We start from the raw sequence: 15898 nt of genomic DNA, 5'->3' as shown, positions 1-15898 counted from the left end.
ATCGTGTACGGCCGAATAGCAAGGTTGTCCTGAACCCGCGACACGCGGTTCTTGTGGGGCAGCTGAGCAGCCAACTACCGTCTGATGCGCGCAAGTTGGACGTGGGATGTCCGGATTTCCGGATGCCCGGTTGTTCAGATGTCCAGACCTCTGAAATCCACCGACCACGTCGAGAACTCTGAAGTCCAGACGCATGAAGTCCAGACGTTGAAGGGCAGGGCCGCACATGCCGTCAAGTCTTCGCGCACGTCTCAGATACACCCTCACGGCCGTGTGCACCACGGCCGCTCTGCTGTTCGCGCTGCCGAGCCCCGCGGGCGCCGAACAGGCCACCCCGACGGCCGTCTTCGAACAGCAGGTGCTCTTCCGGGCCTCCCAGGACCCCGGCTACGCCTGCTACCGCATCCCCGCGGTCGTCCGGACCCTCAAGGGCACACTGCTGGCCTTCGCCGAGGGACGCAAGGACAACTGCGGGGACGCCGGTGACATCGATATCGTCGTCAAGCGGTCCACCGACGACGGCGTCACCTGGGGCCCGGTCCAGGTCGTCGACGACGGCGGGGTCGACACCCACGGCAACCCGGCCCCGATCGTGGACCGGCAGACCGGCCGCATCCTCCTCGCGGAGACCTGGAACACCGGCCGGGGCGGCGGCAACTGCCCGGTGCCGTGCGACCGCAGCCCCCACATGCAGTACAGCGACGACGACGGTCTGACCTGGTCCCAGCCGCGCGACCTGAGCGCCGAGATCATGCCGCCCGAGTGGAACTCCTGGTACGCGACGGGCCCCGTGCACGGCCTCCAGCTGACCCGGGGCGAGCACGCGGGCCGGCTCGTCTTCGGCGTCAACACCGAGAGCTGGGACGGCAGTCGGATCAGCGCCAACCACGCCGCGCTGATCATCAGCGACGACGGCGGCGACCACTGGAAGGTCGGCGCCACCGACAGCTGGCCGATCGCGGCGGACGGCACCTTCCGGCAGAAACCGTCCGAGGTCACACTCACCGAGCGCTCCGACGGGGTGATCCTGGTCAGCGGGCGCGAACAGGACGGTACGGATCTCGGCCACCGCACCCAGGCGTTCAGCGAGGACGGCGGCAGCACCTTCCGCACCCCGTTCCGCGCCCTCCCCGACCTCTACGCACCCCAGGTCCAGTGCTCCACCGTCGACTTCGGCGCCCGGCTGCTGCTGGCCTGCCCGGGCGACCCCGACCGGCGGCGCACGATGATGATCCGGTCGTCGTACGACGGCGGGCGCACCTGGGACAGCGTCGACCGGGGCACGGTCGTCAGCCGGGACTGGTCGGGCTACTCCGATCTGGTGAGGATCGACAGCCGGACGGCGGGCCTGCTGTACGAGGCCGGCACCGTGGACGCCCGCGACGAGATCCGCTTCGCCCGCTTCAGCGAGGACTGGCTGACCCCGGCGCGCGGCCCCGACCCGACCACCCCCGACCTCGCCCCTGAGGCCCACCCGGCCGCCGTGCTCGGCGGTGCCACGCAGACCTCCGGCGTGTTCGGCGGCGGTGCACTGGCGTTCGACGGCGTGGACGACGCCGTACGCCTCCCGTACAGCGACCGGCTGCCGCTGGGCACCAAGGACTTCACGGTGGGCCTCTGGTTCCGCACCACGGCGACGACGGGCGACCGGCCCCTGCTGTGGATGGGCGGGGTCGGCTCGACCCAGCCCCAGGTGTGGCTGCGCGCCGAGCCCGCGAGCAACCGCGTCCGGGGCCTGATGACCGTCCGGGACGGCGCGTCGGCGCTCAGGACGGCGTCGGCGACATCGGTCGGCACGTACAACGACGGCCAGTGGCACTTCGCCGCGCTGCGCCGTGGCGGCGGACAGTTCACGCTGTTCGTCGACGGTACGGCGGTGAGTGTCGCGGACGTCACCGGCTCGGTGAGCCGCAACTCGGCGTTCGGGGTGCACATCGGGGAGCGGATGGACAGTCTGCAGCACTTCACCGGCGCGATCGACGACGTACGGGTCTGGGACCGGGCGCTGAGTTCGGCCGAGCTGTCCGCGGCGGCCATGACCGCGAAGGTGGATCCGGCCGCGACCACCGACGACACGGTGCTCTGGCTGCCCCTGGACCAGGTGACCGCCGGGAGTCCCGCGCGGTAGGCGGTTCGCCGGAGCGGCCTCCGGAGCACGCGAGGGGCGTACCTTCCCGGAAGGTGCGCCCTTCCTGCGTGGTCACCGCAGAAGATCTCAATGATCACCGCAGAGGATCTGAATGGTCGCCACAGAGAAGCAACCGGCCGAACCGCTCAGCCGCGTTTCGCGGCGTCCTCGTCGCCGAACGGGCCAGGAAGGAGATGCCCCGGCCGGCCGCGACATGCTCCAGCGTCTCGTCCACGCCGCCGTCCGCGCGGCACTCGCCGACGCGACGACGCGAGGGCGACAAGGCCGCGCGCCTACCGGGGCACGCCGGTACCGGGCTCGGCCGGTATGCGGGGCTGTGCCGTCGGGTCCGGTTCCGTCAGGTCCGGTTGCGTCGGTTGCTGTTCCGCCGGTACCGGGTCCTGCGAGCGGCGTTTGGCGATGACCGCGCAGACCATCAGCTGCATCTGGTGGAAGAGCATCAGGGGCAGCACCGCCAGTGAGGCGTGGGCGCCGAACAGGACGCTCGCCATGGGGAGTCCGGAGGCCAGGGACTTCTTCGAGCCGGCGAACTGGATCGCGATCCGGTCCTCGCGGCCGAAGCCGAGCGCCCTGCCGCCGTACCAGGTCAGCGCCAGCATCACGGCGAGCAGTACGGCCTCGACGACCAGGAGTCCGCCGAGCCGGACCGGGCTGACCTGGTGCCAGATGCCCTGGACCATGCCCTCGCTGAACGCGGTGTAGACGACGAGGAGGATCGAGCCCCGGTCGACCAGCCCGAGCACCTTCTTGTGCCGGGTGATGAAGGCGCCGATCCAGCGCCGCAGCAGTTGCCCGGCGACGAACGGCACCAGCAGCTGCAGGACGATCTCCAGCAGCGAGTCGATCGAGAAGCCGCCGCCGGTGGAGCCCAGCAGGGTGGCCGCGAGCAGCGGGGTGAGGACGATGCCGACGAGGGAGGAGAAGGAGCCCGCGCAGATCGCGGCAGGCACGTTGCCCCGGGCCATCGAGGTGAAGGCGATCGACGACTGGATCGTGGACGGGACGAGGGTGAGGAAGAGCAGCCCGGTGTAGAGGTCGTGGGTCAGGAACACCGGTTCGAGTCCGCGGGCGGCGAGGCCGAGCAGCGGGAAGACGACGAACGTACAGGCGAGGACCGTGATGTGCAGCCGCCAGTGCTTCAGTCCCGCCAGCGCCTCACGGGTGGAGAGGCGGGCGCCGTAGAGGAAGAAGAGGAAGGCGATGGCGGCCGTGGAGGCACCGGAGGCGACGTCGGCGCCCGTCCCGCGCGCGGGCAGGAGCGCCGCGAGACCCACCGTGCCGAGCAACAGCAGGATGTAGGGGTCGATCGGCATCCAGCTCGGCCACTTCAGGCGTTTCACGGTGCTCCACTACTCGTGCGGGTACTGCGGATACGGGGACGGTCGTGCCCTTTCCATCGTCCTCCTCGGCCTCGTGATCGGGAATCCCGTACACCGCTCTGACTGTCATCACGTTTCGCGATGACGCGCTACGGTGGAGGCGTGTACGACCCCTCTCAGCTGCGGACCTTCCTGACGGTGGCCCAGACGCTCAGCTTCACGCAGGCCGCCCGGCGGCTCGGACTGCGCCAGTCGACGGTCAGCCAGCATGTACGGCGGCTCGAGGACGCGGCCGGACGGCAGCTGTTCTCCCGGGACACGCACTCCGTGGAGCTGACGGAGGACGGCGAGGTGATGCTCGGTTTCGCCCGCCGCATCCTGGAGGTGCACGAGCAGGCGACGGCGTTCTTCACGGGTACGCGGCTGCGCGGCCGGCTGCGGTTCGGCGCGTCCGAGGACTTCGTGCTGACCCGGCTGCCGGAGATCCTGGAGGGCTTCCGGTACGACCATCCCGAGGTCGATCTGGAGCTGACCGTCGAGCTGTCGGGCACCCTGCACGAGCAGTTGACCGCCGGGAAGCTGGACCTCGTACTGGCCAAGCGGCGTCCCGAGGACCCGCGCGGCGAGCCGGTGTGGCACGACGAGCTGGTGTGGATCGGTGCGGAGCGGCTCCGGCTGGACGCCGACCGGCCGGTGCCGCTGATCGTGTATCCGCCGCCGGGCATCACCCGCGCCCTCGCCATGGAGGCGCTGGAGCGGCAGGGCCGGGCGTGGCGGGTCGCCTGCACCAGTGGCAGCCTCAACGGCCTGATCGCGGCGGCCCGGGCGGGCCTCGGTGTGATGGCCCACTCGCGCGGTCTGATCCCGCCGGGCCTGGTCCGCGTACCCGACCGCTTCGGGCTGCCGGAGCTGGGCCGGGTCGACTTCGTCCTGGTGCACGGCCGTCGTCGTACGTCGGCGCAGAGCGCGGCGGACGCGCTGGCGGCGGCGATTCTTACCAGCGGGGACCGGCTGCAGCGGCGTTAGCCGGGCGGGAACGGACGCTCGGAGGTTTGCCGGAATGTTAAAGAGCGCCCCAAGATGCCTGGCGCGGGCGGTGACCGGGACGGTCGGATTCGGTGGAGATTGAGGAATCGGAACCTTCTCGTACGTAAGAGATTCTGTCCGTCCCCTACCCATACAGCCGTATTTTCCGCCCGGCGACGGCGTGGAAGCTGAACACCGCTCGGGTTGGCGCCCCCTGCCGGAGCACAGACCTGTGAGGTAGCTTTCACCGCGCCGAGCCGGAGTGTCACTAGGAGCGGGTTTGCGCGAATTCACCAACCCTCCGTTGGCGTTGGCGCCGCCCGTGGGCGGCCTGGCCGACGTGGTCTACGAGCATGCCCAGGAAGACCCGCTCCGCGTCGCGCTCGGCCGCAAGGACGAGGCCGGCGAGTGGCGGGACGTGACCGCCGGTGAGTTCCGTGACGAGGTGTTCGCCCTCGCCAAGGGGCTGCTCGCGCAGGGCATCCGGTTCGGGGACCGCGTCGCGATCATGTCCCGTACGCGCTACGAGTGGACGCTCTTCGACTACGCGCTGTGGACGATCGGCGCCCAGGTGGTGCCGGTCTATCCGACGTCGTCGGCCGAGCAGGTCTTCTGGATGCTGTACGACGCCGAGGTGACGGCGGCGATGGTGGAGCACGAGGACCACGCGATGACGATCGCCACGGTCATCGACCGGCTGCCCCGGTTCCGCCGGTTGTGGCAGCTGGACGTGGGGGCCGTGCAGGAGCTGTACGAGGCGGGCGCGCACCTCGACGACGACATCGTGCACCGGCAGCGGCTCGCGGTGACGCCCGAGTCGACGGCGACGATCATCTACACCTCCGGCACCACGGGCCGCCCCAAGGGCTGTGTGATCACCCACGCCAACTTCATGTTCGAGGCGGACACGATGATCGGGCGCTGGGAACCGGTGTTCCACTCCAGGAAGGGCGACGAGGCGGCCACGCTCCTCTTTCTCCCCCTCGCCCATGTCTTCGGGCGGATGGTGCAGGTGGCCGCGATCCGCGGCGGGGTCCGTTTCGGCCATCAGCCGCAGCTGAACGCGGCGGCCCTGCTGCCCGACCTCGCCGCCTTCCGGCCCACCTTCTTCCTCGGGGTGCCGTACATCTTCGAGAAGGTCTTCAACGCGGCCCGCCGCAAGGCCGAGCGGGAGGGGAGGTCCGGCCCGTTCGAGAAGGCCGTAGAGTGCGCGGTGCGGTACGCGGAGGCCGTGGAGGAGAAGGCCTGGGACGTGGGCCCCGGCCCGTCGGCGGGGCTGCGGATGCAGCACCAGGTCTTCGAGAAGCTCGTGTACGCCAAGATCAGGGCCGCGATGGGCGGGCGCGTACGGCAGGCCATGACGGGCGGTTCGGCGATGGACCGGCGGCTCGGACTGTTCTTCGCGGGCGCGGGCGTCCATATATACGAGGGCTACGGGCTGACGGAGACGACGGCGGCGGCCACCGCGAACCCGCCCGGGCGCACCCGCTACGGCACGGTCGGGCAGGCCATCCCGGGCATGACCGTGCACATCGCGGACGACGGCGAGATCTGGCTGCGCGGCGACAACGTCTTCCAGGGCTATCTGAACAACCAGAAGGCGACGGACGAGACCCTGCACGACGGCTGGCTCGCCACCGGCGACCTGGGCTCCCTGGACGAGGACGGCTTCCTCACGATCACCGGCCGCAAGAAGGAGATCCTGGTGACGTCGGGCGGCAAGAGCGTCGCCCCGGGCGGCCTGGAGGAGCGTGTCCGGGACCATCCGCTGGTCGCCCAGTGCATCGTGGTCGGCAACGACCGCCCGTACATCGCCGCTCTCGTCACCCTGGACCCGGAGGCGGTCGAGCACTGGCTCACCATGCGTGAGAAGCCGCAGCTGACCCCGACGGAACTGGTCCGCGACGCCGACCTGGAGAAGGAGGTGCGGCGGGCGGTGGTGGCCGCCAACACCCTTGTCTCCAGGGCCGAACAGATCCGCACCTTCCGTATCCTGGCCCAGCCGTTCACCGAGGAGCACGGTCTGCTGACGCCGTCCCTGAAGCTGAAGCGCAAGGCGATCGAGAACGCGTACGCGAAGGAGGTCGAGGCCCTCTACCGGGCCTGACTCCCGTCGCCGTCAGACGAGTTGATAGCCGCGCAGGTTGGTGAGCAGCAGGTGGCAGTCCTGAAGCGAGCCCGAAGTGTCGCCCAGGGAACGGTAGATGCCCCACTTGGGGCGCACCCGGTCGGCGAGGAAGGTGTCGACGCCGGTGCGGGAGACGTCGACGACCGTGGTCGAGCCGCTCCTGAGTATCCAACGGACCGAGCCCGCCGAGCCGTTGCCGACCTTGATCTGGAAGTCGACGTCCGTCCAGCTGTCGTGGAGCGGTTCGAGGTCGGTACGGCCGACGAGTATGTCGTCGATGGGCAGCTTGAGTTCGATGGTCTGCACGCCGTTCACCCGGCGCAGCGACTGCACGACCATCGGCGAGGTGCCGGCGCCGGGCTGCTTCATCTGCATGATGTGGGTGAAGGTGGTCGTCGCCTTGAGGGAGCTGGGGATGTACATCGAGTACGTGACCCGCCAGGTCTGCCCCTCGGTCCACTTGAGGTAGTTGCTGCCGCTGCCGTTGCGCAGTCCGGTGACCTCCTGGCGCTGGCGGTCGGTCGAGGTGTCGCGGTCGCGGGTGTGCATGTTGAAGCGCCAGTTGTTTCCGGTGGCGTAGATGTGCGGCTGTCCTGCGGTGTGGGAGTCGGCGCGGTCGTCCTCGATCGTCTCGAAGGCACCGAGCCCGGCACCGCTCGCGGAGGGCGCCCACTTCTGCTGCCAGGAGGCGGCGTGGGCGGGCCCGGCGAGGGCCGGGAGTCCGACGGCGGCTCCGGCGGCTCCGCCGAGTGCGGCACCGAGCAGGGTTCGCCTGGATGTGTTCATGGGGGATCACCTCGACGTGGGGGGTTACATATGTGCACGACGTTCACCATCACGTTCCTTGGCGGGATACAGAGTCGCCGGATGACAGCCCACGGTCAATAGTCCGTACCAATGTGTTCGCGTCGGCCGAGGTGTTTCCGGCCAATCCGCGGGCAGGCGGACGAGGTCCGCGATCAGGAATGCATCCCGGCCCGTGATCGTTGACCATGGGAGTTCCACCCGACGACTGAAGGATCGAGAGCTCGTGAGCAGCAAGGTCCCCCCGATCATCCTGAACAACGGCGTCGAGATGCCCCAGCTGGGCTTCGGCGTCTGGCAGGTGCCGGACGACGAGGCGGAGCGGGCGGTCGCCACCGCACTCGAGACCGGCTACCGCAGCATCGACACCGCGGCGATCTACGGCAACGAAGAGGGCACCGGAAAGGCCATCGCCGCCGCCGGCGTCCCCCGCGCGGACCTCTTCGTCACCACCAAGCTCTGGAACGGCGACCAGGGGTACGACTCCACGCTCCGCGCCTTCGACACCTCCCTGGACAAGCTCGGCCTGGAGTACGTCGACCTGTATCTGATCCACTGGCCGCAGCCGGCCAAGGGGAAGTTCGTCGACACGTACAAGGCGTTCGAGAAGCTCGCCGCGGACGGCCGCGCCAAGGCCATCGGTGTCTCCAACTTCCTGCCGGAGCACCTCGACCGGCTCCTCGCCGAGACGTCGGTCATCCCGGCCGTCAACCAGATCGAGCTGCACCCGCACCTCCAGCAGCACGCCTCCCGCGAGTACCACGCGGAGCAGGGCATCGCCACGGAGGCCTGGTCCCCGCTCGGCTCGGGCAAGGGCCTGCTGGAGGTCCCCGCGATCGTCGCCATCGCCCAGAAGCACGGGCGTACGCCGGCCCAGATCGTCCTGCGCTGGCACCTCCAGCTCGGGAACGTGGTGATCCCCAAGTCCGTGACGCCGTCCCGGATCAAGGAGAACATCGAGGTCTTCGACTTCAGCCTGGACACGGAGGACCTCGCCGCGATCAGCGCGCTGAACGAGGACCGCCGGCTCGGCCCGGACCCGGCCACCTTCGAGACGGGCTGACGACAGCTCCGAGGCGGGCTGACCACAGCCACGGCAACGCCCCGGTCCGCGCCGGCCACGGTCGCGGTTCCGGGGCGTTTCGCTTGCCCGCGCGCACCGGCCCGAACACCCGCGCTCCCCCGCGAACCACCCTCCGCCCCTCCTCCCCGGGCTCCGGCCCGGCCTCCGGCACGTCCCACCACCGACAGCCGTCGACAGGGTTGACGCGGGCATGCGGACAGGTCCACCTTGGATCACACCCGGTAAGGAAACTTTCCTAACAGAAGGGTCCCCCCACAGTGCGCTCTCGAACACTGACCCTCGCCGCGGCCACCGGCGCAGCCCTGCTCGCCGCCGCCGCGCTCCCCTCGTACGCCTCAGGGCCGCCCTCCGTCCGGGAGGGCTCGGTCAGCGCGGCCGACCTCCTCGCCAAGGTGACGTCCTGCTCGCAGCTCTCCAACGGCAAGTACCGCACCGACGAGGAGACTTCGGCCACGATCCCGGTGTGCGGCAAGAACGGCGCCGTGTTCTGGAAGGCCGACATGGACATCGACTGCGACGGCCAGCGCACGTCGAAGTGCAACGAGAACACCGACCCCTGGTACCAGGACGACACGGCGTTCCACCAGTCCAACGGCAAGCCGCTCAAGGCGGATTCACTGCCGTACGTCGTCGTGCCCAGCTCCAGCTCCATCTGGAACTACTCCGGCGCGGGCATCAAGGGCGGCGGTGTGGTCGCCGTGATCTACAACAACAAGGTCCAGTACGCGGTCGTCGGCGACACCGGCCCCACGAAGATCATCGGCGAGGCGTCGTACGCCACCGCCCAGGCCCTCGGCATCGACCCCGACCCGGAGACCGGCGGCACCGACTCCGGGGTGACGTACATCCTGTTCAAGAACTCCCAGGTCTCCCCCATCGAGAGCCACGGCGCGGCGGTCTCCCTGGGCGATCAGCTGGCCAGGCAGTTCATCCGCGACAACTGACCCCGGCGCGGAAGCCGGAGCGGCCCGGTGCCGTGCGCGCGGACACGGCACCGGGCCCTCGGGCCGCCGACTCAGCTGCACTTTCGGTCAGTTGGGCTGCCCGATCGGCCGTACGACCACGGTGTTGACGTCGACTCCCTCGGGCTGCCGGATCGCCCAGACGATCGAGTCGGCCAGCTGGTCGGCCGTCAGCAGGTGCCCCGGGGGCAGACCGCCGTAGCTGTCCCAGAACGGGGTCTCGACGCGTCCGGGGGCCACCAGCGTGACGCCGACCCCGAACTCCGTGACCTGGCGCCGGGTGTTCTCCGCCAGCCCGGTCACCGCCCACTTGGTCGCCCCGTAGATGTTGCCCGGCGTGTGGACGAACCCGGCGACACTGCCGACCAGCACGATCCGGCCCCGGGTCTCCTTCAACGCGTCGATCGAGGCCCTGATGAGCAGCGCGGGCCCGAGTACGTTGGTCAGCACCATCTCGGTCCAGCCGGCCGGGTCACCCTCGGCGACCGTGTCATGGGTGGCGAACCCGGCGTTGGCGACGACCGTGTCCAGTCGCCCGAACTCCTTGAGCGCCGTCTCGACGGCTCCGCGCACGTCGTCGTACTCGGCCGCGTTCCCGGCGATCGTCAACAGCCCCTCGGGGGAGCCGAGTTCCTCGGCGAAGCCGCGCAGCCGCTGCTCGCCCCGGCCGGTGACGACGACCCGGTGACCGGTGTCGAGCAGCCGCCGGGCGACAGCGGCGCCGATTCCGCTGCCGCCGCCGGTGATGAGGGCGACGGGTGAGTCGCTCATGGTTCCCCCTGTGTGCCGTTCGGTGTGTGGTGAACGGCGGAGAGTCCATCACTTGAAGTGCTCTCCAAGTCAAGGGAGTTGAGGGACTCCCCGGCGCTCACTCCCCCGGCTTGGTGGCCGTGTACAGCGTGTGCGCGGCGAGCACGAAGACGTCGGGGCGGTGGTGCAGGCTCGCCTTGTCGTCGGGGTCGAGGAGGCGGTCGAGGGTGGCGCGGTCCTCGGCGTCGAGTTCCTCGCCGAACATCGAGCGGCGCCGGTCGAAGACGCCGATCACATAGGCGCGGGCCTCGTCCGCGAGCGGAGCCGGGAGGTCGAGGACGAAGGAACGGGTGCCGGAAGGACGCAGACCGGCGGCGGTGAGCAGGGCCGGCCAGTCCTCGGTCTCCCGCACATGGCCGGGCAGCGTGGTGCGCATCTCGCTGAACCAGGTCTGCTCGATCAGGTCCATCCGGGTCTCCAGGCCGGGGCGCCCGAAGCCGAGGTCACGCGGCAGGTTCCGCTCGGGGAGGCCGCCCTCCATCACGGCGAGGGTGCCGCCGGGCGCGAGTACGGCCGCCAGCGCGATGAGGCCGGCCCGCTGGTCGCCGACGTGATGGACGACGCGGCTCGACCACACCAGGTCGGCGGGGTACTCCAACTCGCCGAGCCCGTTGGGGAGTTCGGCTTCTACGGTGCTGAACCGGTCGGCGTTGCCCAGGCGTTCGGCGTTCTCGCGGGCCCGCTCCAGGAGCGCCGCCGAAGCGTCCGCCGCGACGATACGGGCCTCGGGGAACGCCTCCGCGAAGTAGCCCGAGATGATGCCGGGGCCACTGCCCGCGTCGACGATCAGCCCCGGCTCGGGCTGCTGCCGGGACAGCCAGGCCAGGGCGTCGGCGTACAGCGGCGCGAACAACCGGGCCTGGCCCTCCAGCATGGGGATCATCGTGCCGAAGTCGATGTCACCGTGGGCATGCGCGTGGGCGTGGTCCTGGATGTGCTCTTGGGTGTGCTGAGGCTGGTGCCGGTGCTGATGGGCCATGGTGTACGGGCCTCCCCTTGTCGTTGCCACCAGCCTGCTCCGACCTCGCCGACCGGGCCAGTTCTGTTGCCGTTACGGCAAACCGGGACGCGGCCCTCGAACAGGCACGGCAAAAACCGGATGCGCGGGCCCGCCCCGCTCCCCCACGATGTCCCGTATGACTGACGAGCTGGTGGAGCGCTTCCTCGAAGACGGGTTCGTGAAGATCGAGGGCGCCTTTCCGCCGCGCGTCGCCGAGCACTGCGCCCGGCTGCTGTGGCGGGAGACGGGGTGCGACCCGGACGACCCCGGCACCTGGACGAAGCCGGTGCACTGGGTGTCGGACATGGCCCAGGGTCCGTTCGCGGCGGCGGTCAACACCCCTGTGCTGCATGAGGCGTTCGACATCCTGGTGGGCGAGGACCGCTGGGCGTCGCGCTACTCACTGGGCAGCTTCCCGCTGCGGTTCCCGCACGAGGAGGAACCGGACGACGCGGGCTGGCACATCGAGGGCAGCTACGCCGTCGAGGGCGCCGACTGGCCGTACACGAATCTCCGCTCCCGGGACCGCGCCCTGTTGATGCTGTTCCTGTTCACCGAGGTCGGCGAGGAGGACGCCCCGACCCGCATCCGGGTGGGCTCCCATCTGGACGTACCACCGCTCCTGGAGCCGTACGGTGAGAAGGGCGTCTCGGGCCTTGAGATTGCCCCGCAGCTGGTCGAGTCCTCGGCCCACCGCCCACTGGCGCACGCCACGGGTCGCCCTGGCGACGTCTACCTCTGCCACCCCTTCCTGGTCCACGCGGCCCAGCCCCACCACGGCACCCGCCCCCGCTTCATGGCCCAGCCTCCACTGCACCCGACGGCCCCGTACGACCTGAACCGCGAGGACGAGAACTACTCACCGGTGGAGTTCGCGATCCGCCAGGGGCTGGGGAAGAACGACTGAGCCCCCTGGCGGATCACGTTCAGTTGTTCGGACGGCTCCGGTGGACTCTGGCGCACACCCGCGCCCCTGTCTTCAGGGGCGCGGGGAACTGCGCGACCAGCCCCCACCGGGCCCGCGGTCGAAACACCACGGGCCCGACGGAACTCAGAGTGCCGGGTACGCGTTCCTCATCAGTTCCTGGAACTGCGCCGAGAACCAGTGCCCCGACACCGGCGAGTTCGCCAACGCCCCGGACATGTTGTTGTTGTTCCGCGGGTTACCGGTGTAGGTCGGGTCGCACATCCGGTCGAACCCCTTGCCCTCGTCGTTCGGGATCGCCGAGCTGGACCCGTCCGACTCCCCCGGAGGCTTCATCCACACATACGCGTCGATCCCGGTCGCCGGAGCGGCCTTGGGCCGTTCGCCCAGACCCGCCCCGGACTGGTTGCACCAGTTCCCGACATGGATGCGCCGGTCGTAGCGCCCGCCGTCGACATACGTGTCGACCGTGGTCGTCGCTCCCGGACCGGCCGGCCGCGCGGTGCCGCCCCAGCCGTTCCTGGACGTGTCGATCAGCATGCCGATGGTGGACGGGAAGCCGACCGTGACCAGCTGGTTCCTGAACGCCTGCGCGAAGGACAGCTCGTCGGTGTACCGGTTCCAGTCCACCCACTTCGACTCGCGGACGGACTTGCCGGCCACGTTGTCGTTGATGGTGAAGTTGTTCTCCTTCAGGGCGCTGTAGTTCGCCGTGTTGGTGATGAACCCGTGCACGTCGTTGACGGTCGCGCCCTCGGCGGTGGCCGCCTGCTTGAACACGTCGGCGGAGGCGCCGAAGTTGTCGTCCCAGCCGATCCAGCCGTGGTGGCCGGCGTCGACGTAGTTGTACACGTTCGGCACGTCACCGAGCTTGTTGAGCGCGTAGCCGACGCCCTTGACGTAGTTGCCGTTCGCCTTCATCACGTCGCACGCGGGCGTGGCCGTGGGCCGGCTGCCGGTGTTGGTGACGAGGTTGGGCAGCGAGTCGATCTCGACGGTCGTGACGATGCGCAGGCCCGCGTACTTGGTGTCCGCGAGGATCGCCGCGATCGGGTCGATGTAGGCGGTCTTGTAGCGGTCGATCTCCGTCGGGCCGAGTTCGCCGTTGGAGGCGAGCGCCGCGCAGTCGCGTCCGGGCAGGTTGTAGATGACCAGCTGGACGACGAGTTCGCCGGTGCCCTTCTGCTGGAGGGCCGCGTCGAGGTGGGCGCGCAGGCCCATCCCGCCGTTGACGCCGTTGATCGCGGCGATCCGGTCCAGCCACACACCGGTGGGCTGGCTGGAGATCCGGCTGCCGCCCGTCTCGGCGGCTGCCTTCGCGGACCACTCCGGGTTCACGTACACCTTGGCGCCCGCGTACGGGTTGTCGACCCTGGTGCCGGTGCCCGGCGGGGTCGTGGGGCCGCCCCCGCCGTCGTCGACGTTGCAGGTGACGCCGTCGAGGGTGAAGGTCGTCGGGAGCGAGTTGGTGCCGCTGTAGCTGCCGTTGAAGCCGAAGCTCACCGAACCGCCGGTGGCGAGCGTCCCGTTGTAGGTCTCGTTGGCGGCGGTCACGGCGGTGCCGGCCTGGGTGATCTTCGCGTTCCAGCCGCTGGTCACCTGCTGGTTACCGGCGTACGACCACTTCACGGCCCAACTCGACTTGGCCGCGCTGTTGTTGGTGATCGTCACGGCGGCGGTGAAGCCGGTGTTCCACTGGCTCTGCACCTTGTAGTCGACGGTGCAGGGGATCGCGGCGATGCCGACGTCGGCCGGGGCGGCTGCGACGGCGGCGCCGGTGGCACCGGCGACCAGCGCCATGGCAGCGAGGATCGCTGTTCTGGTACGGCTCATGAGTGCGGGTGTCCTCTCGTGTTCCGGTCGTGTTCCGTTCGTTTTCCGGGAGGGGTGAGAAGCGCCTTGCCGTGAAGGGGAGTTGGAGCGCTAACCGATGGCGCGCAGATGGTCGCGCAGGCCGATTCCGAAGGCGGTGGGTGTGCCGTCGTAACCGGAGATCAGGGACGGGCCGGTGGCGCAGTTCCAGGTGTTCCAGGTCCAGCCGAGGTACGACAGCGAGCGGTCGTCGAACCACTTCATGACCCGGTCGACGAAGGAGTGCGCGCAGGTGTTCTCGCCGATCTCGCCCGCGACCAGCGGGACCTGGGCGGCGACCGGCGCGAGTGTCGAGTCCCAGCAGCTTTCGCTGACACAGGAGTTGAAGTTGTAGACGTGCCAGGCGGCGGCGAGATTGCCCGCCGGGTCGGTCGGCCGGTACGCCAGCCACTGGCTGAGGTCGTTGGAGTAGGCGAGCCCGGCGGCGAGGATCACGTTCTTGGCGCCGGTGGCCCGGACGGCGTCGATCAGATCCTGCATACCGGCGACCTCGTACCCGATGCCGGGGCAGGTGCCGCCGTCCCGCCAGCAGGTCCAGGCCTGGGCCGCCGTGGAGGTGGCGCGGTCCGGGTAGGGCTCGTTGAAGAGGTCGAAGACGACGGCCGTGTCGCCCTTGAAGGTGTTGGCGACCGAGGTCCAGAAGGCGGGCGTGTACTGCATGTTCGGCATGGGCTTCTGGCAGCTGGCGTGCACGTCGGAGCAGCCGGCCGAGTTGCCCGTGTACTGGCCCCAGGTCCAGTGCAGTTCGACCATCGGGGTCATGCCGTGCGCCTTCACCTTCGCCACCAGGTCCTTGACGGCGGCGATGTAGTTGGCGCCCGCGTACTCGGGTCTGATGTTGGACAGCCCGAGCCAGCACTCCTCGTTCAGCGGGATGCGTACGGTGTTGACCTTCCAGTCGGCGATCGCCTTCACCGAGGCGTCGTCGACGGGTCCGTCCCAGATGCCGTTGCCCTGGACGCACGCGAACTCGCCGCCGGAGCGGTTGACGCCGAGCAGCCGCCGGGTGGCGCCGCCGGAGTCGACGAGCTTGTTGCCGGACACATGCAGGGCGGGTGGCCCGTCACCGGGGGCCGGTGGAACGGAGGGCGACGGAGTCGGGGTGGGGGTAGGGGTCGGGGTCGGCTCCGTGTCGACGTTGCATGTCGTCCCGTTGAGCTTGAACGACGCCGGTACGGGATTGCTCCCGGCCCGTGAGGCGAGGAACCCCGCGCTGACGCTCGCTCCCGTGCCCAGCGAGCCGTTGTACGTCTCGTTGGCCGCGGTGACGGTGGTGCCGGACTGGGACCACTTGGCGTTCCAGCCCTGGGTGAGCTTCTGACCTGCGCCGAAGTCGAAGGTGAGACTCCAACTGCTGAGCGCCGCCTGGTTGTTGGTGATCCTGACGGAGCCCTGGAAGCCGGCGTCCCACGCACTGGTGAGGGTGTATTCCACCGTGCACGCGGGGGTGGCTCCCGATGCCGTGACGACCGGTACGACCGCGGTGCCCACAAGGGCGGCGGTAGCGCCGAGCACGACTAAAAGACCTGAACGCGGGGGGTGTCGCATGAGCGACTCCTTGCAGATCGGGCGCGTCGTGGCGGACGCGTCGACTGATGGAACCGCTCCCACTGGTGTCAATGAAGCTAGCGCCAAGTGACGGCAAAGGACAGAGAGTTGACGTGTTTCCATCAGATGTCGTCGTCGAATCAATTCGAGTCTTCAAACACCTTGACCCTTGACACGCCTGTCTTCAATATGGGAGCGCTCCCACTGGTTCAAGGCTTGTTGCTCTCCCCACTTCTCCACGAGCACCTCCGAGCCGCTAGGAGGAACCAGC

At 69.5% G+C, this 15898-nt stretch carries 12 protein-coding genes; 6 read left to right on the top strand and 6 right to left on the bottom strand.

Annotation, left to right across the window (positions count from 1 at the left end):
* The first annotated feature begins 226 nt into the window (after positions 1-226).
* On the top strand, positions 227-2128 hold the full coding sequence (locus CW359_RS13620; RefSeq protein WP_105970154.1) for a sialidase family protein: 1902 nt from the start codon (positions 227-229) through the stop codon (positions 2126-2128).
* A 293-nt stretch (positions 2129-2421) separates the two neighbouring features.
* On the opposite strand, the gene CW359_RS13610 is transcribed toward CW359_RS13620, so the two are convergent.
* Positions 2422-3462, bottom strand: coding sequence for a bile acid:sodium symporter family protein (locus tag CW359_RS13610; RefSeq protein ID WP_232838389.1), 1041 nt, complete (start codon positions 3460-3462; stop codon positions 2422-2424).
* A 168-nt stretch (positions 3463-3630) separates the two neighbouring features.
* Between CW359_RS13610 and CW359_RS13605 the strand changes: the two genes are divergently transcribed.
* Both CW359_RS13605 and CW359_RS13600 read left to right on the top strand, forming a co-directional pair.
* Positions 3631-4494 carry a LysR substrate-binding domain-containing protein gene (locus tag CW359_RS13605; RefSeq protein WP_105970152.1) on the top strand — a complete coding sequence of 288 codons (864 nt, stop codon included), beginning with the start codon at positions 3631-3633 and terminating at the stop codon, positions 4492-4494.
* A 280-nt stretch (positions 4495-4774) separates the two neighbouring features.
* Positions 4775-6601, top strand: coding sequence for an AMP-dependent synthetase/ligase (locus tag CW359_RS13600; RefSeq protein ID WP_105970151.1), 1827 nt, complete (start codon positions 4775-4777; stop codon positions 6599-6601).
* A 12-nt stretch (positions 6602-6613) separates the two neighbouring features.
* Here the strand turns inward: CW359_RS13600 and CW359_RS13595 are convergent, their stop codons facing one another.
* The gene (locus CW359_RS13595) at positions 6614-7408 is read right to left on the bottom strand and encodes a Tat pathway signal sequence domain protein (RefSeq protein ID WP_105970150.1); all 795 of its coding nucleotides are present in this window, start codon (positions 7406-7408) and stop codon (positions 6614-6616) included.
* Between the two features lie 244 nt (positions 7409-7652).
* Here CW359_RS13595 and CW359_RS13590 point away from each other — a divergent pair, with 244 nt between their 5' ends.
* Together CW359_RS13590 and CW359_RS13585 are read left to right on the top strand one after the other, a co-directional pair.
* Entirely contained in the window at positions 7653-8489 is an 837-nt protein-coding gene (locus CW359_RS13590) for an aldo/keto reductase (RefSeq protein WP_105970149.1), read from the top strand.
* A gap of 278 nt (positions 8490-8767) precedes the next feature.
* A complete protein-coding gene (locus tag CW359_RS13585) occupies positions 8768-9454 on the top strand; it encodes a glycoside hydrolase family 75 protein (RefSeq protein ID WP_105970148.1) in 687 nt (228 codons plus the stop codon).
* Positions 9455-9541: 87 nt separating this feature from the next.
* Here the strand turns inward: CW359_RS13585 and CW359_RS13580 are convergent, their stop codons facing one another.
* Entirely contained in the window at positions 9542-10243 is a 702-nt protein-coding gene (locus CW359_RS13580) for an SDR family oxidoreductase (protein WP_105970147.1), read from the bottom strand.
* Between the two features lie 97 nt (positions 10244-10340).
* Entirely contained in the window at positions 10341-11261 is a 921-nt protein-coding gene (locus CW359_RS13575) for a class I SAM-dependent methyltransferase (protein WP_105970146.1), read from the bottom strand.
* Between the two features lie 157 nt (positions 11262-11418).
* Between CW359_RS13575 and CW359_RS13570 the strand changes: the two genes are divergently transcribed.
* Positions 11419-12189 (top strand): phytanoyl-CoA dioxygenase family protein, encoded by a 771-nt coding sequence (locus CW359_RS13570; protein ID WP_105970145.1) that lies wholly within the window; start codon positions 11419-11421, stop codon positions 12187-12189.
* Positions 12190-12333: 144 nt separating this feature from the next.
* On the opposite strand, the gene CW359_RS13565 is transcribed toward CW359_RS13570, so the two are convergent.
* Both CW359_RS13565 and CW359_RS13560 read right to left on the bottom strand, forming a co-directional pair.
* The gene (locus CW359_RS13565) at positions 12334-14040 is read right to left on the bottom strand and encodes a glycoside hydrolase family 6 protein (protein ID WP_105970144.1); all 1707 of its coding nucleotides are present in this window, start codon (positions 14038-14040) and stop codon (positions 12334-12336) included.
* 90 nt (positions 14041-14130) lie between these two features.
* Positions 14131-15627 (bottom strand): cellulase family glycosylhydrolase, encoded by a 1497-nt coding sequence (locus tag CW359_RS13560; protein WP_198655205.1) that lies wholly within the window; start codon positions 15625-15627, stop codon positions 14131-14133.
* Positions 15628-15898 lie beyond the last annotated feature (271 nt).

Source organism: Streptomyces geranii, assembly GCF_002954775.1.
GTDB lineage: Bacteria > Actinomycetota > Actinomycetes > Streptomycetales > Streptomycetaceae > Streptomyces > Streptomyces geranii.
This window is presented reverse-complemented; position numbering and strand designations above follow the sequence as displayed.